The sequence below is a fragment of the Corynebacterium casei LMG S-19264 genome (genome assembly GCF_000550785.1).
In the GTDB taxonomy this organism is placed as follows: Bacteria; Actinomycetota; Actinomycetes; order Mycobacteriales; family Mycobacteriaceae; genus Corynebacterium; species Corynebacterium casei.
In genome coordinates, this window is sequence record NZ_CP004350.1 from 1,237,600 (window position 1) to 1,259,481 (window position 21,882).

The window sequence follows — 21,882 nt, forward strand, 5'->3', positions numbered from 1 at the left end:
AATTGGCTAAAAACCGCAAGAACGCCGACAACGAGATCCGCCTTCACACCGTCGATGACGCGAATACCCCAGCGCCCAAGCTGGGGCCGGATGCTTCCCAGGCTCCGGAAAAGATGAGTCTGTGGAAAGTCCCTGGCTTTTCACCCACCATGGTTGCCGTGGCGGCAGCATTCGGTGCTTGGTCAATCTTGTTGCCTGTTGTACCAACCCAGGTCATTGAAAACGGTGGTGCACCTGCACTCGCGGGTGCATCCACCGGCATTTTCATGGCTGCTACCGTGCTGACGCAGATATTTACCCCGTGGATGCTGCGCAAATTCGGATATCGCCCGTTGATGGCGGTATCCGCTTTCATGCTCGGTGTGCCAGCTTTAGGTCACCTGTTTGGTACTGAAGCCTGGGCGGTCTTGCTGTTTTCGGCCTTGCGCGGCACTGGTTTCGGCGCGTTAACTGTTGCTGAGGCAGCGTTGATGGCGGAGCTCGTTCCGCTGAAGTACCTGGGCAAAGCCACCGGCCTGCTGGGTGTGTTCGTGGGTGCTGCCCAAATGGTCTTCCTCCCAATCGGTCTTTTCATGTCCTCGTCGTGGGGCTATGACATCACCTACATTGCGGCTGCTGTCATCGCCGTTGTCGCAGTCGGCATGGTCTTTAGAATCCCTGATATTCATCCCAAGAATGAGTCGGAAAATTCAGCAGGTGAGGGGACCAGCGAGCATGCACGCCGACGGGTGTCGATGTGGAAACTTGTTCTGGTGCCTGCACTTGGGCTGAGCGCAATTTCCATGAGCTACGGCGTGGTGTCTTCCTTCTTGCCGGCTACTGTCACCGAGCTTGACCCGCTCACGGGCGCCACCTTGGGCGGCATCATGTTGTCCATCGTTGGTGGCTCGGCCATGATTTCGCGCTACTTGGCTGGCTCTGCGGCCGACCGCTTCGGGGAAGCAGGACGGCTGTATATCCCAGGACAGCTGGTGTCCTTCTTCGGCATGGCACTGATGTCTGGTGCGATTGTTGCAGGCTGGTCCGTGTGGTGGCTGGTCGTTGCGGCCGCACTGTTCGGCCTGGGCTTTGGTGTGGTGCAGCAAGAAGCATTGCTGTCGATGTTCCAGCGCCTGCCTCGCAACCGATCATCCGAGGCATCGGCGTTGTGGAATATCGCCTATGACGGCGGAACGGGGCTTGGCTCCATGGTCTTTGCCGGTGTTGTTGCAGGTGCCGGTTATGCCGGTGGCTACGCTGCCGGTGCCGCGGTCATCGTCATTGGTGTTGGTCTGACCAGCCTGGACAGGTTTATGGGCAAGCATCGAATTAGTGAATATGACAATATTAAAACTCGCCTCAAGCGCCTGCGAAAGGACAGATAAATTATGGCCAATAACAACGTCGCCCTGTTGGATTACGGGGCAGGCAACCTGCGCTCGGCGCAGCGCGCTTTAGAACACGTTGGCGCGAATGTCACCGTGACTTCCGATCCCAAGGTGGCAGCGGAAGCCGATGGCCTTCTGGTGCCAGGCGTGGGTGCCTTTGCCGCCTGCATGGAAGGACTGAATGCGATTCAGGGACCACGGATCATCGGCCAGCGCCTTGCTGGCGGCCGCCCGGTCTTAGGCATCTGCGTGGGCATGCAGGTCATGTTCGATGCTGGCAATGAGCATGGCGTGCATGCCCAAGGCTGCGGCGAATGGCCGGGGTTAGTAGAGCGCTTGCATGCCGATGTTTTGCCGCACATGGGCTGGAACACGGTGGACATGCACGCGGACTCCGAACTGTTCGCAGGGCTGGATGAAGACACCCGCTTTTATTTCGTGCATTCCTATGGCGTGCGCCGCTGGGAGCTGGAAACTGAAATCACTATTCCGCCGACCGTGACCTGGTCACGCCATGAGAGCGATCCTTTCGTGGCGGCAGTAGAAAACGGCCCGTTGTGGGCAACCCAATTCCACCCTGAAAAATCAGGGGAAGCCGGCCTGCATTTATTGCGTAACTGGTTGGGACAACTCTAGGTAGGATAGGACACCATGACCTTTACTTTATTGCCCGCAGTAGACGTTGTTGACGGCCAGGCCGTTCGCCTTGATCAAGGCGAAGCAGGAACTGAAAAGTCCTATGGCACGCCTTTGGAATCTGCCCTGAAATGGCAGGAGCAGGGTGCGCAGTGGCTGCATTTTGTTGACCTAGACGCAGCGTTTAATCGTGGTTCCAACCATGAGTTGATGGCGGAGGTTATCTCTAACCTTGGCATCAAGGTGGAGCTGACCGGTGGCATCCGTGATGATGCTTCGCTCAAGCGCGCACTAGATACCGGCGTGCAGCGCGTGAACATTGGAACCGCGGCATTGGAGAATCCAGAGTGGATTGCCAAGGTGCTGGGGGAATACGGCGATAAGATTGCCGTCGATTTAGCTGTGCGTCAGATTGACGGCGAGTGGCGTACCCGTGGCAATGGTTGGGTATCTGACGGCGGAGATCTCTGGGAAGTTCTGGAGCGTCTAGACTCCGCTGGCTGTACTCGCTTTGTGGTCACCGATGTGTCCAAGGATGGCACGTTGACCGGCCCAAACGTGGAGCTGCTGCGCGAGGTAGCCATGGCAACTGAGGCCAAGATTGTTGCTTCCGGCGGCATTTCCAAACTCGAGGACGTCACGGAGCTTGCGCTGTATGAAAATGAGGGCATTGATTCTGCCATCATTGGTAAAGCTTTGTATGAGGGCCGTTTCGATCTCACGACAGCGCTTGACGCAGTGGCTAAGGTTGAACCATTGCCAGAAGAAGCCCCTATTGATTTGCTGGAGTCGCGCGAATGACCTCACCATTAGAGCTGGTTGCCATGGCAGAAGCTGTTGTTGATGACGTAGAGCAGCTTTTCATCGATGGCCTCGGCGCACCTCCTGCCCGGTTTAAAGGCGAAGGTGACTTTGCCACCGAAGTCGATCTGGCTATTGAGGCGCACCTGCGTAGTACGCTGACCCAGATGACTGGCATTGGAGTCTATGGCGAAGAAGGCGGCGGGGATGCTGATCTCAACCAGACAGCGTGGGTAGTAGATCCTATCGACGGCACAGCGAATTACGCCGCCGGTAACCCGATGTGCGGCACTGTGGTTTCTTTGGTGCATGAAGGTAAACCGATTGTTGCTATCGCGAATTTCCCGCTCGTGGGCCGACGCTTAGTAGCAGCCCACGGCATGGAACTTCGCACCCTGGGTGGGCCGAAGTCCGGCTTTGGTGGTGGCCAGGATGCGCTCGCTTTTGAAGATTCGCGTGGCCACATTGGTTGCTCTTCGCATCTTCCAACCACGCTTTTTGATGATTTGCGCAGCATCGGACTGCGCCCCCGCATGTCCGGCTCGGTCTGCTTGGATTCGGCATTCGTTGCCCAAGGCGTATTCGATGGTGCGGTGAACTTCTCGCCGCACCCGTGGGATAACGCGGCTGGCGTACTTTTTGTTCAATCCGCCGGCGGTGTAGCTACCGATCCGCAGGGCAATCCGTGGACCACCGCGTCCAAAGGACTCGTTGTGGGAACTGAGCAAGTTCACGCCACCATCCTTGATGCCATTGAACGCACCGGCGTAGGCAACCGCCAGTCCTAATCTTTTACACACTTTTTAAATAAGGAGTCTGCCGTGTCTGTGGCAATCCGCGTCATTCCATGCCTCGATGTTGATCAAGGCCGCGTGGTTAAAGGCGTCAACTTTGAAAACCTGCGCGACGCTGGCGACCCAGTTGAACTGGCCAAGCGCTACAACGATATTGGTGCTGATGAACTGACCTTCTTGGACGTTTCTGCCTCCAAGCACGGTCGTGGAACCATGCTGGATGTTGTCCGCCGTACCGCAGACCAGGTTTTCATCCCGCTGACGGTTGGCGGTGGAGTGCGCTCCGCAGACGATGTGCGTGAGCTTCTGCGCGCTGGCGCGGATAAGGTTTCTGTCAACACCTCCGCTATCGCGCGTCCAGAATTACTGCGCGAGCTGGCCGATATCTTTGGTTCCCAGTGCATTGTCCTGTCCGTTGATGCACGCCGTTCCGCAGAGCAGCCTTCCGGGTTTGAGGTGACCACCCATGGTGGCACCAAGTCCGCTGGCCTAGATGCACTGGAGTGGGCGCGCCGTGGCGAAGAACTCGGCGTGGGAGAGATCCTTCTCAACTCCATGGATGGGGACGGCACCCGCAGCGGCTTTGACATCGAAATGCTCAAGGCAGTGCGCGAAGTAGTTTCCGTTCCCGTCATTGCCTCCGGCGGTGCAGGCAAGGCTGCTGATTTCCCACCGGCAGTTGAAGCCGGCGCCAATGCTGTGCTGGCGGCTTCCATCTTCCACTTCGGTGAAGTTACCATTGAGGAAGTAAAGGATGAACTGGTGAATGCGGGATTTGAGGTACGCAAGTGAGTAATAACACCTCGAGCAGTGAGGCTGCTCAAGACGCAGAACGCACCAATCCTTCCGAGTATGACCTAGCGCCAGATATTGCCGCGCGTCTCAAGCGCAATGAGCAGGGACTTGTCCCCGCCATCGTCCAAGCAGAGTCCGGTGAGGTGCTCATGATGGCATGGATGGATGACCACGCGTTGGCGCATTCTCTGATGACGCGCAAAGGCACATATTTTTCCCGATCTCGTGATGAGTATTGGGTAAAAGGGGAGACCTCTGGCAATGTACAAGAGGTAGTCGGTGCACGACTAGATTGTGATGGCGACACCATTTTGCTGACCGTGCGTCAGTCGGGTGGTGCCTGCCATACGGGTGATAGGACCTGCTTTGATGCAGACGACTTACTTCATCCGCGATCTAAGAATCCTTCTTAAGGAGAAGTGATCTTTTTATGGGCAGGCGTATTGGCCCCCTCCTATTTGCAGTAGCCGCCATTGTCTTGTGGCTGTCTTCCCGCGCTACCTGGGTCACGGCACACGTGGAAGATGAGCTGTCTGGTGCGCAAACCTTGCCGCTTAACGGTGGCTTCTGGTCGCTGGAACTGATGGGCCTGACCTTGCTGCTGTTGGCTGGCTCAATCGCTGGTCTTGCGTTGCGTCGTATCGGTCGCCGAATCGTGGGCATCATTGTGGCACTCGCCGGTGCTGCTGCCGCATGGGGACCGTTGCAGTTGCTGACCACTGGTGCCGACCCGGTCCGCGCGCAGGAGCTGCTCCAAGCCAGTGAAGCCAACCAGAACGCCGTGGACAATGTGTCGATTTCGGCGTGGGCGCAAGTAGTCTCCGTTGAGGTTTCTCAGTTGGGACCTATCTTCGCCGTGATTGCCGGTGCGGCCGCAGTCTTCGGTGGAGTCTTGTTGGCCATACAGCCGGGGGTAGACAAACCACGCTCCCACAAATATGAGACTTCTGCGGCGCGTGAAGAAGCACTGGCCGAAGACCTGCAGAATTCTCCAGATTCAGGCCGCGTTATGTGGGATGCGCTGGATGCGGACATCGATCCGACGGACCTTCCTAGCCAAAAATAGGGCACGATTTCTTAAACTCTCACTGCGCGCGATAGCCTAGTTGTGATCTAGACTTCACTTATTCTTGAGTTCAGAACGGGAGGTGTGGAGTGCCAGCCCCGATCGCGGTGGAAAGTATTTTACGCGACGTTTTAGATGACGTCGCTGCGCGCGAGGCAAAGGTGTCTTTCCAAGACGTCAAAGCTCGCTCGCGCAGCATGGAACCACCGCGTGATGCCCGCGCCGCCTTGCTGCGCAATGGCTGCTCCGTTATTACTGAACTCAAGCGTGCAGTCCCATACCGTGGCCAGATTGCACAATTGGAATCGCCGCAGTCAATGGCGAACCTCGCAATTCAACTCGAGCAAGTCGGCGTGCATCTGATGGCCTGTCAGACTGAGCGGCGGCGTTTCCACGGCTCGCTCGCGGACATGACCGCAGCACGTGAAGCCACAACGGTGCCAATGATTTGCCGCGACCTGATAGTGGACCCGTACCAAATCCATGAGGCTCGATGTTATGGCGCTGACGTAGTGCCGCTTCAAGTTGGGATTTTGGAACAAGCCCGCCTGGAATCATTGCTGGACCGCATTGAGTCCTTAGGCATGGTGGCCTTATTAGAAGTTCGAAACCCAGAAGAAGTAGACCGAGTCATGCACGCCGGGGGAACAGTCGTGGGGATAAACGCGTGGTCATTGACTTCAGACGCGTTGCATCGGGAAGCATTTGCGGAAATCGTGCCGGGGCTACCGGAAAGTGTTATCCGCATCGCCGTGGGCGGCGTTGAATCCCCGAAAGACCTTCTAAGCTATGCCTCCTCCGGCGCAGATGCCGTCATGGTGGGCGAGTCCGTAATGACGGCACAGAGCCCATCGGCGTTGGCGCGCGGCCTTGTTGCTACCGGCCAACATCCAGCCTGCCCGTCACGCAAGCTCTAGTGCCCAAAGCCAAAGAAGTATGGCACACTAAACTATGTGCAAACGATGATTTTGGCTAATATTCCGTCCCCGCCGCAAGGCGTGTGGCATTTAGGTCCTATTCCCATTCGTGCTTATGCCTTGTGCATTATCGTCGGTATTTTGGTGGCTTTGTGGCTAACACAGCGCCGCTATACCGCGGCGGGTGGCAACCCTGACACGGTGTGGGACGCAGCCATTGTCATCATTCCCGCCGGCATCATCGGCGGACGTATCTATCACGTGGCCACAGATTACGATAAGTACTTCTGTGCCGACTGTAATCCCGTGGATGCGTTCAAACTCACCAACGGCGGATTAGGTATTTGGGGCGCAGTCGCCTTGGGCACGCTGGCTATCTGGGTGATGTTCAAAATCAAGGGTATCCCGATGGGACCGTTCGCCGACGCCGTCGCGCCAGGCTTGGTCCTGGCACAGGGTATTGGCCGTCTGGGCAACTGGTTCAACCAGGAACTCTACGGCGCCGAGACCACCGTTCCGTGGGCGCTGGATATCTACTACCGCGTGGACGAAGCGGGCAGCTACGCACCAATCTCAGGTCGCTCCACCGGTGAAGTTATTGCGTCCGTTCACCCAACATTCCTTTATGAACTGATCTGGAACGTCCTAGTCTGCTTGTTCTTGCTTTGGGCACACCGCGCCTGGAAGCTCGGCCATGGCCGTATCTTCGCGCTCTATGTCGCCGGCTACACCCTGGGCCGTTTCTTCATTGAGAACATGCGTACCGATGAAGCCACCATGGTCTTTGGTTTCCGCATCAACGCAATTGTTTCCGTCGTGGTCTTTATCATCGCCGTCATTGTGTTCTTCTCGCTAAAGAAGGGGCAAGAAACCCCGGAAGAAGTGGATCCGCAATACCAAGCAAAGTTGGCAGAGGAAGCATCGGAAGAAAACGATGAAGCGGAAGCGACGGATGCGTACGGTTCTGCTGGAACGTCAGATGCGTCCAAGCCCAATTTCTAGTAGCTAATCAGTTCCGACCGGGTATTTCCGATTCGGTTGGATCATTTTTGTATTGAGATATGCGGTATTAGTAGCAGCGGGCTCCAACTGCGGGTAGGTTAGGAGACGTTGAATACTGCTAGAGATGAAGAGGTTAGGCTCAAACATGCTGGATAGAAGAACTAAGATCGTTTGTACTCTTGGCCCTGCCGTAGCCAGCGAGGATGCCATTTTGCGCCTCGTTGAAGATGGCATGGACGTTGCCCGTCTCAACTTCTCCCACGGCGACCACGCTGACCACGAACAAAACTACAACTGGGTGCGTTCTGCAACGGATGCCACCGGTCGCGCAGTCGGAATTTTGGCTGACTTGCAGGGTCCAAAGATCCGTTTGGGTCGCTTTGAAAACGGTTCAGAAATCTGGGCCAATGGTGAGACCGTTCGCATCACCGTCGATGACGTTCAGGGCACCCATGACCGAGTGTCCACCACTTATAAGAACCTGGCGCAGGATGCGAAGCCAGGAGATCGCTTGCTTATCGATGACGGCAAGGTCGCCGTTGTCTGCGAAAAGGTCGAAGGCAATGATGTTATCTGCCGCGTGACTGAGGGCGGCCCGGTTTCTAACAACAAGGGCGTCTCTCTGCCGGGCATGGACATCTCCGTTCCTGCTTTGAGTGAAAAGGATATTGCTGACCTGCGTTTCGCTTTGAAGCTGGGCGTTGACTTCATCGCTCTATCCTTCGTGCGTTCTCCAGCAGACATTGACCTTGTTCACGCAATCATGGATGAGGAAGGCCGCCGCGTTCCAGTTATTGCGAAGCTGGAAAAGCCAGAAGCTGTCGATGCTCTGGAGTCCATCATCTTGGCGTTTGACGCTGTCATGGTTGCTCGTGGTGACCTAGGCGTGGAAGTTCCACTGGAGCAGGTTCCACTGGTTCAGAAGCGCGCCGTTCAGATTGCTCGTGAGAACGCGAAGCCAGTCATCGTGGCAACACAGATGCTGGATTCCATGATTGAGAACTCCCGTCCAACCCGTGCGGAAGCATCCGATGTAGCCAACGCTGTTCTGGATGGTGCTGACGCGGTCATGCTTTCTGGTGAGACCTCCGTTGGTGTGGATCCACACAACGTTGTGCGCACCATGGCACGTATTGTGCAGCGGGCTGAGACCGATGGCCGCGTGCCACCGCTGTCTCACGTTCCACGCACCAAGCGCGGTGTTATTTCTTACTCCGCACGCGATATCGCAGAGCGCTTGAACGCGAAGGCAATCGTAGCGTTTACCACCTCGGGTGATACCGCGAAGCGCGTGGCGCGTCTGCACTCACAGTTGCCATTGTTGGTCTTTACCCCAACCCAGGCGGTTCGTTCCCAGCTCGCATTGACCTGGGGTGCTCGTACATTCTTGGCTCCAAATGTGGAGACAACGGATGAGATGATGCAGGCTATGGATGAAGCATTGCTTTCCATGGATGAGTACGAAGAGGGCGACCTGGTTGTGGTCGTTGCTGGTACTCCGGCCGGTATCGCTGGTAACACTAACATGATTCACGCTCACGGTCTTGGTGAAGTAGTTAACTAAGCACTTGCTAATCAGCCGCTGTCTGTTCCACACGTATTGTGGCGGGCAGCGGCTGTTTAGATCGCACGAGTTAGATCGCACGAGGAGGAACTCATGCTTGAGGTCATTGCGCTCAACGTCGATGATGCCCGCAAGGCCTAAGAAGGTGGCGCACACCAATTAGAGCTCGTGGGCACCATCGACAAAGATGGACTGTCACCCTCACCGGCGCTGGCTGCAGACGTCGTTACAGCGGTAAACATCCCAGTGCGGTCGATGCTGCGCCTTAGCGACGGATTTGCCACCAACGCGAATGAGGTTGAACAGCTTAAACAGCTTGCCGTGCAGTACGCAGACCCGGGCGCGGCAGGTGTGGTCCTAGGATTTCTCACGCCAGATTCACAGATCGACATTGCGGTCCTAGAAGACATCCTGAGTTCCACGGCTCCAGGGATGGACTACACGTTTCATCGTGCGATTGACTATGCAGCACAAGGCGCGAGGGAAACGTTGCTGGCCCTAGAACATCCACCACGGCATGTCCTGACCGCCGGAAGCCCACTCGGTGTAGGAGAGGGGATTGAAACCTTACTTGCCCGCGCCAAAGCGACCCCCGAGCTGATCCTGGCCGGTGGTGGATTAAAAGCTGAGTTCGTGCCGCGCTTCACAGCAGCGGGTATCAGGAATTTTCATATTGGCTCAGCAGCGCGGCTCAACGGCAGCTTCGATGAGCGCATTGACCCGAAGGCAGTGGCTCGCTGGGTTGAGCTGACCGAGAAACCTAGGCTATTTGATTAAATCCATAGCTCCCACCGTGCTTAGCTCATGTGTGTTGCCCAGCAGGTTTCTACCTGAGGTAACAAGCTTGACCTTGCTGCGGTGGCTCATCATCCGACCTCGATTTTTCTCGCGGCGCCTTGCCCGGGCGCCGTCGTCGTTGACACCGTTGTGGTAAGCACACAGCGCGGACAGATTTGACGGGTTCGTCTGGCCGCCGTTCTTATGCGCGTCGATGTGGTGGACCAGGCATCGGTCTGCCGGTACTTTGCAGTCTGGCCATGGGCACACCAGGTTTTCTGCGATGGCCAAGATTCGCTGTTTGCCTGACGCGAACCGCGCTTCGTAGAGATTGACTGGTCCGGCGGTGGGGTGGAAGAGTCCGGCGTAAATCTTGTCGCCAAGGGCGCCGGACATCGCAAGGTTAACGATTTCGGCTCCAGTCATCGTCGTGCCGTCGGAGGCGCCGATGATGGATTCGTCGCCTTCGCCGCGAATAATCGTTGCGGATTGATCCAAACCAATAGCAATAACAGTGCGGTATTCGGGTTTGAGCACACCACCGCCACCATCGATATGTTTCCAAAACGCTTCTAACAGTGCCTTCGACCTCGGCTCTGATGAGGTCTCTATGGCATCAAGGGTCTTCTCAAAGTCGATGATGCGACGTTGAGTATCGGTGATGCTCATAGTGACCATGCCATTTTTCGGGCGGCTTATACGCATACCGGGTTCTTTTGGTTTGTCACCAACGAGTCCGTCGACGCGCTGGTTGCCCAGAGCATTGACTTCTTCATAAGTGCCCTCATGTGCAATTAACTCAGCACGGAGTTTCCAGGCGGCACCGCGCTTTTTCTTTAACTTCTGAGCGTGACTATCAATCATCTGAAGGCGCTCCATACTCAACCCGCGCTCTTCGGCGAGTGCTACGGACTCGTGCTGAAGGCGTGGTGAGTCGGTGGAGCCGAAGAAGACATCCGCTAACTTGGCGTACTTTCTCGCCGTCTTTAACGCCATGTCATCGGCGGCCATGTCATAAACGGATAGTTCCGCCATGTCTCTTAAAACGCTCACCGCCTGGGTGGCTTGTCGTATGAATGCTTTGTAGTTTTTCATGACTTCGACGCTAAACCGAAAGCGCAACCCCGCAACAGAGCAAGTCTGAAAAGCTGTGGATAACTACGTTGACACGTCACTCAACAGGGCAAGTTATCCAAAGATGTGCTGCGGGAGCCCAATTGGTCCGAAAATCCATTGTGGTGCGGTGCTTTCGGGGTTTGCCTAAGAAGTTTTCAGAACGCCAGAATTCTTTAGAGCGGAACCTGTCCGCGCATAAGCACGCGGGCAGTCCGGATAAGAGATGTGAAGGCTAATTCGGCATCCTTGTATTCGGCAGCGGCGATAACCGCGCCGGATGGGGTACCAAGGCGAACGGTATTTTTCACTCCGGCGATTTCGGCAACTAGCGTGCCAGGAGTCGCAGCTGCTGCAGCCAAACACATGGCGCCGGTCCCAGGGATCGCCAGGTGCGCCTTGCCCATGGAGATCATGCGCACCATGATGTCCACCGAGTCTGCTTCCAAAACGGCGCCGTCCAAGGTGGTGGAATCTTGTGCGGGAGCAATAACGGCAATCTTGGGAACTACTTCAGGACATTTGCTAAAGCCCATGGCGGCGGCACCCGCTTGACGCAGGCGTTCCAGAAGCGACTTCACCGGTTTATTGGCATCAATCTCACCGGGTAGCTCAGCTCCGCTGAGTCCAACATCTTCAGCGCGCACGATGACCACCGGCAAGGTGGAATCCACCAAGGACACAGTGATCGGAGTGCCATCGCCACCTAAAACATCGGTCGCGGAACCCGTGGGCAAAAGCCCGGAAGTGCGGCTGCCGGCTGGTTGCGGATAGCTCAACGTGATGGCTGAGCCCGTGCCAGAAACCCCGGGGATTTCCACATCTCCGGTTGTGGCGGCGCGGCCATCGACAACCTCCAGGGTGCTTTTGACCGTTTTGGAGGTGTTCGTGTTGAACAAGGTGAATTCATGCGTGCCATCAGGGGCGTCAATGATGCCGGCCTCCAGCGCGAATGGCACAACGCCGGAGGAAAGATTGCCGCAGTTGCCGGAGTAGTCGATGTGCTCAACTCCGACCTCAACTTGGCCAAAGGTGTAGTCCAAGTCGAATCCCTCGCGAGTGCTGGCTGAGACCAGCATGACTTTAGACAGCGAGGAAATTCCGCCGCCCATGCCGTTGAGCTGGCGGCCGTGTGTATCAGGGGAGCCAATGAAAACACATATCGCAGCATCTCTCTCAGCTTTGTCAGCTGGGAGGTCTGCTGCGTTGAAAAAGAGGCCTTTGCTAGTGCCGCCACGAATGAAGCACGCGTTAATCCATTCCGTCATACACACTAAGACTAGTGGTGAACATCACGTCATTTGGACGCTTTGGTATGTGGAATTTTTAACTCTGAACTAAGAAGTCTTCGGAGGAACCGTCTTAGTAGCCTTCGCACGCTTTGCCTTCTTATCGGCGGCGGTCTTGGCTGGTTTCTTGGCCGCAGGCTTGTCGGCTTTGGCAGCAGCTGGTGCGGAAGCGATAGGGGTTGGCTTAATCTTCCACACATCCTGCGCATAGTCGGCGATGGTGCGGTCTGAGGAGAAGCGGCCGGATTCGCAGATATTGATCCAGCACTTGCGAGCCCAAGACAGTTCATCATTGACGTAGTCATTGGCCATACGGTCACGGGTCTCGCGGTAGTCCGCGAAGTCGCCGAGGACGTAGTAAGTGTCTTCCGCGTGAGGTCCGAAGCCGTCGAGCAAGCTGGAGCGGATTTCGCCAAAGACGCCGGTGTTTTCAGAACCCAAGGTGCCGTTGGTCAGTGCGTCCAGAACGCGGGAGAGACCCGGCACAGAACTGTAGAGCTCACCAGGATTGTAGGTTTCCTTCAGTCCCGGAAGTTCCTCATTCTTAGCGCCGAATATGTAGGCGTTTTCCTCGCCCACGGATTCCACGATTTCCACGTTGGCGCCGTCCAGAGTGCCCAAGGTCAGAGCGCCGTTCATCATGAACTTCATGTTGGACGTACCGGAAGCTTCCTTACCGGCGGTGGAGATCTGCTCAGAGATATCTGCGGCAGGAATGATGTGCTCAGCGGGGGAGACATTGTAGTTTTCCACGAAGACCACGCGGATGATGTCGCGGGTACGTTCGTCATTATTGACCAGGTCAGCGATGGTGTTAATCAACTTGATAATCGCCTTTGCGCGGACATAGCCAGGCGCGGCCTTCGCACCGAAGATGAAGGTGCGTGGGGGTACTTCCTCGCCGTCTTCGGTGATGCGGAAGTAGACGTCCAGAATATAGAGCGCGTTCATCAACTGACGCTTGTACTCATGCAGGCGCTTGATCTGCACATCAAAGATGGTGTCAGGGTTAATTTCTGCACCCTGGTGGTTGTGAATCCAAGTAGCGAAGTCAGCCTTGTTGGCCTTCTTGATGCTCATTAGCTCATTCATCACTGCGTCATCATCGGCATACTTGCGCAGTTCTTTGAGCTCACCCAGGTTGGTGACCCAAGAATCTGAACCGGAAAGGCGCGTGAGCAAAGCCGAAAGACCCGGGTTGCACATGTCCACCCAGCGGCGTGGAGTCACACCGTTAGTCTTGTTGTTGAACTTCTCCGGCCACATTTCATGCCATTCACTCAAGGTGTCAGCCTTGATGATTTCGGTGTGCAAGGCGGCTACGCCGTTGATGGAGTAGGCGGCATAAGACGCAATCCACGCCATGTGCACATAACCATTAGAGACCGGCGCCATGTATTCAATGCGCTGCTGGTCCAGACCGCGCTGCGCCATGTCCTCACGGAAACGGCGGTCAATCTCAGCGATGAGCTCCCACAGTCGCCAGAATAGTTTCTGGAAGATGGATACTTCCCAGGTCTCCAGCGCCTCAGCCAAGGTGGTGTGGTTGGTGTACGCGAAGGTGTTGGTGACAACCTTCCACGCCTCATCCCAGCCCATGCCGTGCTCATCCAACAAGATGCGCAGCAGCTCAGGGATAGCCAGCACCGGGTGTGTGTCGTTGAGCTGAATGGAATTGAAGTCATCAAACTTCGTCAGGTCATCACCGTGGTGCTTGAGGAAGCTATTAATCATCTCCTGCAGGGAGGCTGAGACAAAGAAATACTGCTGGCGCACGCGCAGCACCTTGCCTTCATAGGTGGTGTCATTCGGATACAGCACGCGGCAGATATCCATGACCTTTTCGCGCTCCACAATCGCTTCGGTAAAGCGCTGGGAATTAAACGCGTCATAGTCGAACTCATCAATCGGCTCGGCCTTCCACAGGCGCAGCGTGCCCACGTTGGAGGTGCCGTAGCCGGTAATCGGCATGTCATAAGGAATTGCGCGGACTTCCATGTCATCAAAATGCACGCGCCACTGCTCAGATGCGCGGCGGACAATGAAGTCATAGCCGTTTTCCATCCACGCATCTGGCTCTTCCTTCTGGAAACCATTGTCAAAGGACTGACGGAAAAGTCCGTAGCGGTAGAGCAGACCATAACCAGTGACCGGGTAGTCCTGGGTGACAGCAGAATCGAGGAAGCACGCAGCCAGACGGCCCAGGCCGCCATTGCCCAAGGCGGCATCGTGTTCGGCTTCAAGGACATCGACAAGCTCGTGGCCCGTGCCATCCATGGCTTCTTTAGCCTGCTCAACAAGACCTAAGTTGGTGAGGTTGTTCAGCAACGCGCGGCCTTGCAGGAATTCTGCGGAAAAGTAGTGTTGCTGACGGCCCTTGACATAAGCCTCTTTGGTCTTCTCCCAGTCATCGGCGATTTGCTCCATAACGGCCGAGGACAAGCCAGACCAGGCCTTGCGGTTGGTGGCGGAGGATGGGGAGACGCCAGCGGCAGCACGGATGTGACCAGGCAAAGATCGTTCAAAGCGTGAGGTATTCATGAACGTGAGACTTCCTTATGACTAGGGTTCCTAAGGTGTAACCGCTTGAAGCCTAATTGAAAAACTCACGCGTTGCTGGGAAAGTGGAGTTTAAGGTGAGCAAGCTTCCCATTTCGCCATGGGGTGGGGAACCCAGATTTTAGGCTTTGGCCAAGAAGCTTAAGACTGCAGCGGCGCCAGCTTGGGTGGAGGAGTGGCAGGTTGGCTCGAAATCCGGGATGAAGTTGGATTGGTGGTTGACCGGTGGGTTGTCCAGCAGTTCTTCCGGAGTGGAGCCGACGAGCCAGAAGTAATAGGGCACGCCCCAGGCCTGCGGGAGGTAGCAGAAGTCCTCGGAGGCAGTTGAGGGCTTGGCATCGATGACATTGTCGCTAAAGACATCGTCGAAGGTTGCACGCACGGCTATGGCCGTGGCAGGGTCGTTGTCAGTAACTTCGCCGTGGGCAAAGTACTCAAAGGTAGGTTGCGCAGGGCTTGCCGATGCCGCACATTCCGCCTCCACCACGCGGTGCAACGCTGCGTATACGCGCTCGGCCAACGCGGGATCGTAGTAGCGCGTGTTGAGAACCAGCTCTGCGGAGTCGGGAATGATGTTGTTCTTATCGCCGGAATGTAATTCGCCGACGGAGATGACAAAGAATTCACCGGGAGGAACCTCGCGGCCCACAATCGCTTGCAAGCGCACCACGATCATCGCTGCAATCAGTGTCGGATCGATGGATTTATCAGGCATGGAGGCATGCGCAGAGCGGCCCGCAATGCGAATGCGAATAGAATCACAGCCGGCCATAATTGGGCCCGCGGCGGTCTGCACCTGGCCAGCTGGGCCGGGCATGATGTGCTGCGCCAAGCAGACATCGGGGCGGGGGATGAGGCTAATGAGGCCATCGGCAAGCATGCGCTTTGCGCCATCCGAAGTCTCCTCTGCCGGCTGGAACAACGCGATGAACGTTCCTGACCACTTACCACGCAAGGAATTAATTATTGCGCAGGCGCCCAACAGTGCGGTTGCGTGCATGTCATGACCACACGCATGCATATTGCCATTCATTGAGGCGAAATCCACCCCAGTCTGTTCAACTACCGGAAGGGCATCAAAATCAGCGCGCATCAACACCGTTGGACCCTCATCAGGAGAACGGAAAATAGCAGCAATGCCAAAGCCACCGATACCGGTGACCAGTTCACAATCAAACTCCGCCAGCTTCGCCTCAATCTTCGACGCTGTGCGCTCCTCGTGGTGGCTCAGCTCTGGATGACGGTGAAGATCCTCATAAAATTCACGCTGCCAATCCAGGTCGGCACTGTGAGAAGCTAGGAGTTGAGAAATAGAATTCGACTGATTCATGATCCATCTTTTTAGTTAGGGTACGCTTACTTTTATGCCACTTATTCAGTTTGATGTTTTGGTTCCACACGCTCAAGCCAAGCGCGTTGGCGAAGTCTTCGATGAAGCGCTAAACCGCCTGGTCACAGCAGAACGTATTGATTCCGCACAGGTAGAAATCAACGATACCCCACGCCTGCAAGAAGGCTTGGAAGAACAGCTTCGACAGACCTACCGCGATGAACACGAAGATCACGACCTAGAAGATGCCGAGGTATACCGCTACCTCATTAAGCTCGAAGGCGTTAAAGGCTCCCTCAATGAGCTAGGTATGGTCCTCGGACGTCTACTGACTCCACATGCGGTTCTTCCTAAGGACTGGGTGCTTTTGGAAGACGAGGAAGCGCACGAGCTTCCTGCCATCTTCCCCTGGACCCTCGCTGTCAGCCAGTAAAAGCAATATTGCTTTTACCGCGATGCGCCTCTGAGGCCTTCCGCGATTGCACGGCCAGCTTCTTTGAGCTGATCGTGCATCCGGCCGTTTTGTGACAACTGCGCGGATAGTGCACCTTCGGGAACTGGGGAGTCCAAGCGTCCGGCGACGATGCCGAGGCTTGCGCCTGAAGCGTCAGCGATATCCGCGATGGTGCCCACGACCTTGCCGGTGAGAGACTGCTCATCAAAGGCGCCCTCGCCGGTAATAATCAATGCCTGCTCGCCTGCGGCCTGTGCTTCTTCGAGCGCGGCCCGCAGCCCAAGCAGTTCTGCTACAAACTGCGCGCCGGGCTGCAACTCAATGTTGGACTCAGAGCCGTAAAGTAGTGCTGACAACCAGGTCATGCCGACAGGAGTCGCACCTGCGGCACCAAAACCCTCGCGTTCCACGTCGATGCCCGTGACCTCACACAGTTTCATCAGCGCACCGGTGAGCAGTGGAACATACTGATCCGAGGCGCCCTTTTGTGGGCCGTACATGCTGGCTGCATGCAATGGCGGGCAGGTGGTATCACCCAACAAAGTGAACTTCAGACCCGCCGCCTTTATGTTGAGCTGTGCCGTATCAATGGAATCCAACATGACCAAAGGGGCGCCGCCTTTGGGCAGCGGATAGCCGCGATCATCCATCGGGGCACCGCCCAAAGCAGTGATAATTCCCATACCGCCGTCCACGGTGGCCGAACCGCCCAGGCCCAAAACAATGTGGGTTGCCCCGCGAGATTCGGCGTCCGCAATCAATACTCCCGTGCCGTAGGAATCGGCATGCAGGGCGTCCTTGTCGTCTTCCACGGCGGGCAAACCCGACGCTGCAGCAACATCAATGTAGGCAGTCTTTTCATGCAGGAAATAAGACGCAGAAATCAGTCTTCCGCGCGCGTCAGTGGAGGGAATCTCAACCTTCTCAACTGCGGGGGATGACTTCGACGCTGCTAAAGTCTGCGCGACTACTTCAGCGGTGCCCTCGCCGCCGTCGGCCATCGGCAGCTGCTTGATGGTGGCATCGGGAAGCACCTCTGCGACACCTTGAGCGATACCGCGGGCCGCCTCGGAGGCGGTGGCTGTGGATTTGAACGAATCTGGGGCGACAACAATGAGCATGCGGTTGATTATAACTGTTGAATCTCGCGCCCAAATATGCTCGTTTACCTTTGACACTTGCCATATTGGTTGAGCAATAGGTAAATTTGTTTCTATTAACCGATATAAATGGTTTGGCAGTTGCCTTTTAGAGAGGGCATCGAAGAATAAGGAACAGTGCCTTTAAGACACGAAGGAAAGAGCCCAAAGTGACCGTAGATAACACGATTTCTGAGTATTACGACAAGCTTCTCAAGCGCAATGCCGGAGAACCAGAATTCCACCAAGCAGTCTCAGAAGTCTTGGACTCGCTCAAGGTTGTTTTGGGAAAAGACCCTCACTACGCTGATTACGGCCTGGTGGAGCGTCTGTGTGAACCAGAACGCCAGCTCATCTTCCGCGTTCCTTGGATCGATGACAACGGCCAGGTCCGCGTAAACCGCGGCTTCCGCGTGCAATTCAATTCCGCACTCGGCCCATACAAGGGTGGCCTGCGCTTCCACCCATCCGTCAATCTTGGCATCATCAAGTTCTTGGGCTTTGAGCAGATTTTCAAGAACTCTCTGACCGGTCTTCCAATCGGCGGCGGCAAGGGCGGCTCCGACTTCGACCCAAAGGGTAAGTCTGAGCTGGAAATCATGTGCTTCTGCCAATCCTTCATGACTGAGCTGCATCGCCACATCGGCGAGTACCGCGACGTGCCTGCCGGCGATATCGGCGTTGGCGGCCGCGAAATCGGCTACCTCTTTGGCCAATACCGTCGTCTTGCCAACCAGCATGAGTCCGGTGTTCTCACCGGCAAGGGTCTGACCTGGGGCGGTTCCTTGGTTCGTACCGAGGCAACCGGCTACGGCACCGTCTACCTGGTAGCTGAAATGATGCGCACCCACGGTGAATCTCTTAGCGGCGCGAAGGTCATTGTTTCCGGCTCTGGCAACGTTGCAATCTACGCTGCGGCGAAGGCTCAGGAACACGGTGCGACCGTGGTGGCAATGTCTGACTCTTCTGGCTATATCTACACCCCAGACGGTGTTGACGTAGACCTGTTGAAGGACATCAAGGAAAACCGTCGTGAGCGCATCAACACCTACGCCGAGGAAGCTGGCGTGAAGTTCGTTGAGGGTGGAAACATCTGGGAAGTTGAAGCAGACGTTGCTCTTCCTTGTGCGACCCAGAACGAGCTCGACGGCGAATCTGCTGAGCTGCTGAAGAAGAACGGTGTTCGCTACGTAGCTGAAGGTGCGAACATGCCAAGCACCCCAGATGCAGTTCACGTCTTCCAGTCCGCAAACATCGCATTTGCTCCGGGTAAGGCAGCAAACGCCGGCGGCGTTGCAACCTCCGCGCTGGAAATGCAGCAGAACGCATCACGCGATTCCTGGTCCTTCGCGTACACCGATGAGCGTCTGAAGCAGATTATGACCCGCATTTTCGTCAACATCTCCACCACGGCATCTGAATACGACCGTGAAGGTGACTACGTTGCTGGCGCAAACATCGCTGGCTTCAAGAAGGTTGCAGATGCCATGCTCGCGCAGGGTGTCATCTAAGCACTTTTTCTAGGCCTATGGCCTGGATATTCTCCCTCCAACCCACCTGTAAATTCGCCCGCGGCGAGACTTCAGGTGGGTTGTGGCGTGGGAGATGAACCTAAAGTTGAAGTTTATATATACTTGGCTCCCATGTACCGCGTATTTGAAAGCATGGATCAGCTGGTCAACCACCTCGAACAGGCCATGGGTGTTCCCATGACCTCCAACTGCATGGTGCCACGAAATGAAATGTTGGCACTGCTCGATGAAATGCGTAATGCCATTCCTGTAGAACTGGATGACGCACAAGACGTTCTGGATAACCAGGACGAAATTATCCGTGCGGCAGAAGAGCGCGCATCACAAACTATTGCTGATGCTGAAGCACAGGCTGATGAAACCATCGGCCGCGCTGAGGCTGATTCCCAGGCGATGATTGATGACGCGAACCACCGCGCAACCACCGCCATCGGTCAGGCTCAGGATAAGGCTGCAAGCATTGTTGAAGGCGCACGTGCCGAGGCAGAGCGCACCGTTGCCAAGGGCAACGAGTCTTATGAGCGTTCCGTTGCAGAAGGCCACGCTGAGCAAGAGCGTCTGGTCTCTGAGTCTGAGGTTGTTCGCCGCGCCAATGAAGAAGCCAACCGCATTGTTGACTCCGCACACTCAGAATCCAATCGTCTGCGCAATGAGTGCGATGAATTTGTGGATTCCAAGCTTGGTGAATTCGAAGAGTCACTAACTGGCATCTTGCGAACCGTAAATTCTGACCGCGCAGCGCTGCGCCGTGGTGCTGGCGCTTCCGGTAGCCGTGCTGCCCGCGGCGGTTACTCCTCTTACGAGCGCGAGTAACACATATTCATTACTCCTACTGAGTGCTGCCGTTAAGCGTGCAGATACTTAGTAGGAGGGGGATTTTGCAGAGGCACTCAACGCCGCCGAAATCGCGGCTGCGACGAAGGCAGGTCCTGCGAGAATTGGCCAGGTGGACAAAACCAGACCGAGTTGTTGAAATTGATTGAGTGAATCAGTGGCCAGTGCGTTTAAGGCAGTGCCGGCGCTGATGATGCCGCCGATAATGGCGACACTGAGCAGCGCTGTGGCGACCATGTTGCGTGCATAGAAGGTAATGGCAGCGGTAGCCAGAGAAAATACCAAGGCTATGACCATGATGGCGATGTCATTGGGCAATGGGAATAACGTGAGTACAAAAATGACCAGCCCAGAAATGACTGACCAGCGCACAACGCCTTTTTGGTTCACGCCGTCGCTATTGATGGCGTGCCGGAACCTGCGTTTGGAAATCCGGCCCAAGATAAAACTGACAATGATCAGGATTGCCGCGGGGAGCAGCGACCCAAAAATCAGTGGTGTCGCACTTAAATCCTGACCATTCATGTTTAGCAATCCTAGAGCGAAATTGGTTAAGAAATAAAGCCGACAAACGCCTATATCACCTGTACATAGAGCATTGTGACCTCCTAGACAGGTGAAGTACAGAATCCAGGGTAGGCTTAAGGATGTTATGAACTCTCCACTGAAATTCAACGTGGCACAACTGTTGCGTGCCAACACTTTTGAACAACGCGAACAGACTGGTCCCGCGCCCGAGCGCATTGGCTTGGAAATGATTGCGGTTCCAAAGGGAAGCGAAATTACTGTTAACGCTGACCTGACCCCACTGGGTGAAGGACTAATGGTTGATGCACGTATCACCGGCACTTTGGACGGCGAATGTGCACGCTGCCTCAAGCCTTTGCAGCGCCCATTCGATCTCCAAGTCAACCAGGTCTTTGCCATCAGTGAAGGCTTCATCACTGGTGATCCCGCTGATGAAGAGGATGATGTTCCATCGGTAGTCGGCGATGAGATTGATTTGCTTCAGACCGTCATCGATGAAGCCGGAGTAGTCCTGCCTTTCGCACCAACGTGTGAGGGCGGCTGCGACATCAACACTCCAGAAGGCGTTGAAGTTGGCGTATCCGGGGAGGAAGAAGAGCGCGTTGATCCACGCTGGTCCGGCTTGGAGAAGTTCTTGTGAGTAGGAAAAAGAAGATTAGCGGTGAGCAGGCCTTAGAAGAGGCCTACGCCGCGGTTGATAAGGCTCCGCTACTCAAGAGCTTGGGTGTGGATATCAACGAGCACTACCTGCGCTTGGCATTGACCCACCGTTCTTTCGCGAATGAGCATGGGCATCTGCCGAACAATGAGCGCCTTGAGTTCCTCGGCGACGCTGTTCTGGGTTTGTCGATTGCAGCCCGGCTGTATGAGAAGTTCCCAATGCGCCCCGAGTCTGACATTTCGAAGATGCGCGCATCCATCGTCTCCCGTTATGGGCTTTCTGACGTTGCGCGTGAAATCGGGCTCGGTGCCTACATTTTGCTGGGCAAAGGTGAGCATAACTCCAAGGGGCGTGAGAAGGATTCCATCCTTTCGGACACCATGGAGGCGCTGTTTGGCGCTATCTACCTGCAGTACGAATTTGAGACTGCGCGTGGCGTCATTTTGAACCTCTTTGCTGAGAAGCTGGAAGCTGCTGTGTCCACCAGTAACCACATGGACTGGAAGACCACCCTGCAGGAGCTGTGCGCGGAGCGCAAGATGCCGATGCCGGAGTACACCGCCACATCGACCGGTCCTGAGCATGATCAGTTGTTCTCCGCTCAGGTATTTGTCGAAGGGCAATTGCTCGGTGAAGGCATGGGCCCAAACAAGAAGCAGGCTGAGCAGCATGCTGCTGAAAAGGCTTCGCTGATCATTCGCGTGAAGTAGTGCTACTTAAAGCA

At 55.7% G+C, this 21,882-nt stretch carries 21 protein-coding genes and 1 pseudogene; 16 read left to right on the plus strand and 6 right to left on the minus strand.

All coding sequences use genetic code 11. The features are described from left to right. Positions 1 to 2: 2 nt before the first annotated feature. The 11 genes and pseudogenes from CCASEI_RS05700 to CCASEI_RS05750 all read left to right on the plus strand — a co-directional run. Positions 3 to 1,364 carry an MFS transporter gene (locus CCASEI_RS05700; RefSeq protein WP_025387430.1) on the plus strand — a complete coding sequence of 454 codons (1,362 nt, stop codon included), beginning with the start codon at positions 3 to 5 and terminating at the stop codon, positions 1,362 to 1,364. Between the two features lie 3 nt (positions 1,365 to 1,367). Next, positions 1,368 to 2,003 (plus strand): imidazole glycerol phosphate synthase subunit HisH, encoded by a 636-nt coding sequence (gene hisH, locus CCASEI_RS05705; protein ID WP_025387431.1) that lies wholly within the window; start codon positions 1,368 to 1,370, stop codon positions 2,001 to 2,003. 15 nt (positions 2,004 to 2,018) lie between these two features. Further along, positions 2,019 to 2,804, plus strand: coding sequence for a bifunctional 1-(5-phosphoribosyl)-5-((5-phosphoribosylamino)methylideneamino)imidazole-4-carboxamide isomerase/phosphoribosylanthranilate isomerase PriA (gene priA, locus CCASEI_RS05710; protein WP_025387432.1), 786 nt, complete (start codon positions 2,019 to 2,021; stop codon positions 2,802 to 2,804). Then, on the plus strand, positions 2,801 to 3,592 hold the full coding sequence (locus CCASEI_RS05715) for an inositol monophosphatase family protein (protein ID WP_025387433.1): 792 nt from the start codon (positions 2,801 to 2,803) through the stop codon (positions 3,590 to 3,592). The genes priA and CCASEI_RS05715 overlap by 4 nt, the downstream gene beginning before the upstream one ends. Positions 3,593 to 3,625: 33 nt before the next feature. Beyond that, positions 3,626 to 4,390 (plus strand): imidazole glycerol phosphate synthase subunit HisF, encoded by a 765-nt coding sequence (gene hisF, locus CCASEI_RS05720; protein ID WP_025387434.1) that lies wholly within the window; start codon positions 3,626 to 3,628, stop codon positions 4,388 to 4,390. Then, entirely contained in the window at positions 4,387 to 4,806 is a 420-nt protein-coding gene (hisI, locus tag CCASEI_RS05725; protein WP_025387435.1) for a phosphoribosyl-AMP cyclohydrolase, read from the plus strand. The genes hisF and hisI overlap by 4 nt, the downstream gene beginning before the upstream one ends. A gap of 17 nt (positions 4,807 to 4,823) precedes the next feature. Beyond that, a complete protein-coding gene (locus CCASEI_RS05730) occupies positions 4,824 to 5,459 on the plus strand; it encodes a TIGR02234 family membrane protein (RefSeq protein WP_006821656.1) in 636 nt (211 codons plus the stop codon). Positions 5,460 to 5,548: 89 nt separating this feature from the next. Next, the gene (locus CCASEI_RS05735; protein WP_025387436.1) at positions 5,549 to 6,376 is read left to right on the plus strand and encodes an indole-3-glycerol phosphate synthase TrpC; all 828 of its coding nucleotides are present in this window, start codon (positions 5,549 to 5,551) and stop codon (positions 6,374 to 6,376) included. A 36-nt stretch (positions 6,377 to 6,412) separates the two neighbouring features. Further along, the gene (gene lgt / locus CCASEI_RS05740) at positions 6,413 to 7,378 is read left to right on the plus strand and encodes a prolipoprotein diacylglyceryl transferase (RefSeq protein ID WP_025387437.1); all 966 of its coding nucleotides are present in this window, start codon (positions 6,413 to 6,415) and stop codon (positions 7,376 to 7,378) included. Positions 7,379 to 7,523: 145 nt separating this feature from the next. Then, the gene (pyk, locus tag CCASEI_RS05745; RefSeq protein ID WP_006821659.1) at positions 7,524 to 8,942 is read left to right on the plus strand and encodes a pyruvate kinase; all 1,419 of its coding nucleotides are present in this window, start codon (positions 7,524 to 7,526) and stop codon (positions 8,940 to 8,942) included. Positions 8,943 to 9,098: 156 nt separating this feature from the next. Then, positions 9,099 to 9,719: pseudogene (locus CCASEI_RS05750) on the plus strand (copper homeostasis protein CutC); the annotation flags it as partial. Here the strand turns inward: CCASEI_RS05750 and CCASEI_RS05755 are convergent. From CCASEI_RS05755 to CCASEI_RS05770, 4 genes are all read right to left on the minus strand, one after another. Further along, positions 9,708 to 10,814, minus strand: a complete 1,107-nt coding sequence (locus tag CCASEI_RS05755) for an HNH endonuclease signature motif containing protein (protein ID WP_006821661.1) — start codon at positions 10,812 to 10,814, stop codon at positions 9,708 to 9,710. The pseudogene CCASEI_RS05750 and the gene CCASEI_RS05755 sit on opposite strands and share 12 nt — an antisense overlap. 194 nt (positions 10,815 to 11,008) lie before the next feature. Beyond that, a complete protein-coding gene (locus CCASEI_RS05760; protein WP_006821663.1) occupies positions 11,009 to 12,100 on the minus strand; it encodes a PrpF domain-containing protein in 1,092 nt (363 codons plus the stop codon). 69 nt (positions 12,101 to 12,169) lie between these two features. Then, a complete protein-coding gene (locus CCASEI_RS05765; protein ID WP_006821664.1) occupies positions 12,170 to 14,662 on the minus strand; it encodes a glycogen/starch/alpha-glucan phosphorylase in 2,493 nt (830 codons plus the stop codon). A 139-nt stretch (positions 14,663 to 14,801) separates the two neighbouring features. Then, the gene (locus tag CCASEI_RS05770) at positions 14,802 to 16,010 is read right to left on the minus strand and encodes an amidohydrolase (RefSeq protein WP_006821665.1); all 1,209 of its coding nucleotides are present in this window, start codon (positions 16,008 to 16,010) and stop codon (positions 14,802 to 14,804) included. A gap of 34 nt (positions 16,011 to 16,044) precedes the next feature. Here CCASEI_RS05770 and CCASEI_RS05775 point away from each other — a divergent pair, with 34 nt between their 5' ends. Then, positions 16,045 to 16,443: a hypothetical protein gene (locus CCASEI_RS05775; protein ID WP_006821666.1), complete on the plus strand. Its 399-nt coding sequence runs from the start codon at positions 16,045 to 16,047 to the stop codon at positions 16,441 to 16,443. A 14-nt stretch (positions 16,444 to 16,457) separates the two neighbouring features. On the opposite strand, the gene CCASEI_RS05780 is transcribed toward CCASEI_RS05775, so the two are convergent. Then, the gene (locus CCASEI_RS05780; RefSeq protein ID WP_025387439.1) at positions 16,458 to 17,585 is read right to left on the minus strand and encodes a glycerate kinase; all 1,128 of its coding nucleotides are present in this window, start codon (positions 17,583 to 17,585) and stop codon (positions 16,458 to 16,460) included. 188 nt (positions 17,586 to 17,773) lie between these two features. Here CCASEI_RS05780 and gdhA point away from each other — a divergent pair, with 188 nt between their 5' ends. Both gdhA and CCASEI_RS05790 read left to right on the plus strand, forming a co-directional pair. Beyond that, positions 17,774 to 19,114, plus strand: coding sequence for an NADP-specific glutamate dehydrogenase (gdhA, locus tag CCASEI_RS05785; RefSeq protein WP_006821668.1), 1,341 nt, complete (start codon positions 17,774 to 17,776; stop codon positions 19,112 to 19,114). Between the two features lie 132 nt (positions 19,115 to 19,246). Further along, on the plus strand, positions 19,247 to 19,948 hold the full coding sequence (locus CCASEI_RS05790; protein ID WP_006821669.1) for a DivIVA domain-containing protein: 702 nt from the start codon (positions 19,247 to 19,249) through the stop codon (positions 19,946 to 19,948). A gap of 48 nt (positions 19,949 to 19,996) precedes the next feature. On the opposite strand, the gene CCASEI_RS05795 is transcribed toward CCASEI_RS05790, so the two are convergent. After that, a complete protein-coding gene (locus CCASEI_RS05795) occupies positions 19,997 to 20,494 on the minus strand; it encodes a hypothetical protein (RefSeq protein ID WP_006821670.1) in 498 nt (165 codons plus the stop codon). A 127-nt stretch (positions 20,495 to 20,621) separates the two neighbouring features. On the opposite strand from CCASEI_RS05795, the gene CCASEI_RS05800 reads away from it, so the two are divergent. Both CCASEI_RS05800 and rnc read left to right on the plus strand, forming a co-directional pair. Beyond that, positions 20,622 to 21,137 carry a YceD family protein gene (locus CCASEI_RS05800; protein ID WP_006821671.1) on the plus strand — a complete coding sequence of 172 codons (516 nt, stop codon included), beginning with the start codon at positions 20,622 to 20,624 and terminating at the stop codon, positions 21,135 to 21,137. Further along, positions 21,134 to 21,868, plus strand: a complete 735-nt coding sequence (rnc, locus tag CCASEI_RS05805) for a ribonuclease III (RefSeq protein WP_006821672.1) — start codon at positions 21,134 to 21,136, stop codon at positions 21,866 to 21,868. Before CCASEI_RS05800 ends, rnc begins: the two co-directional genes overlap by 4 nt. Positions 21,869 to 21,882: the final 14 nt, after the last annotated feature.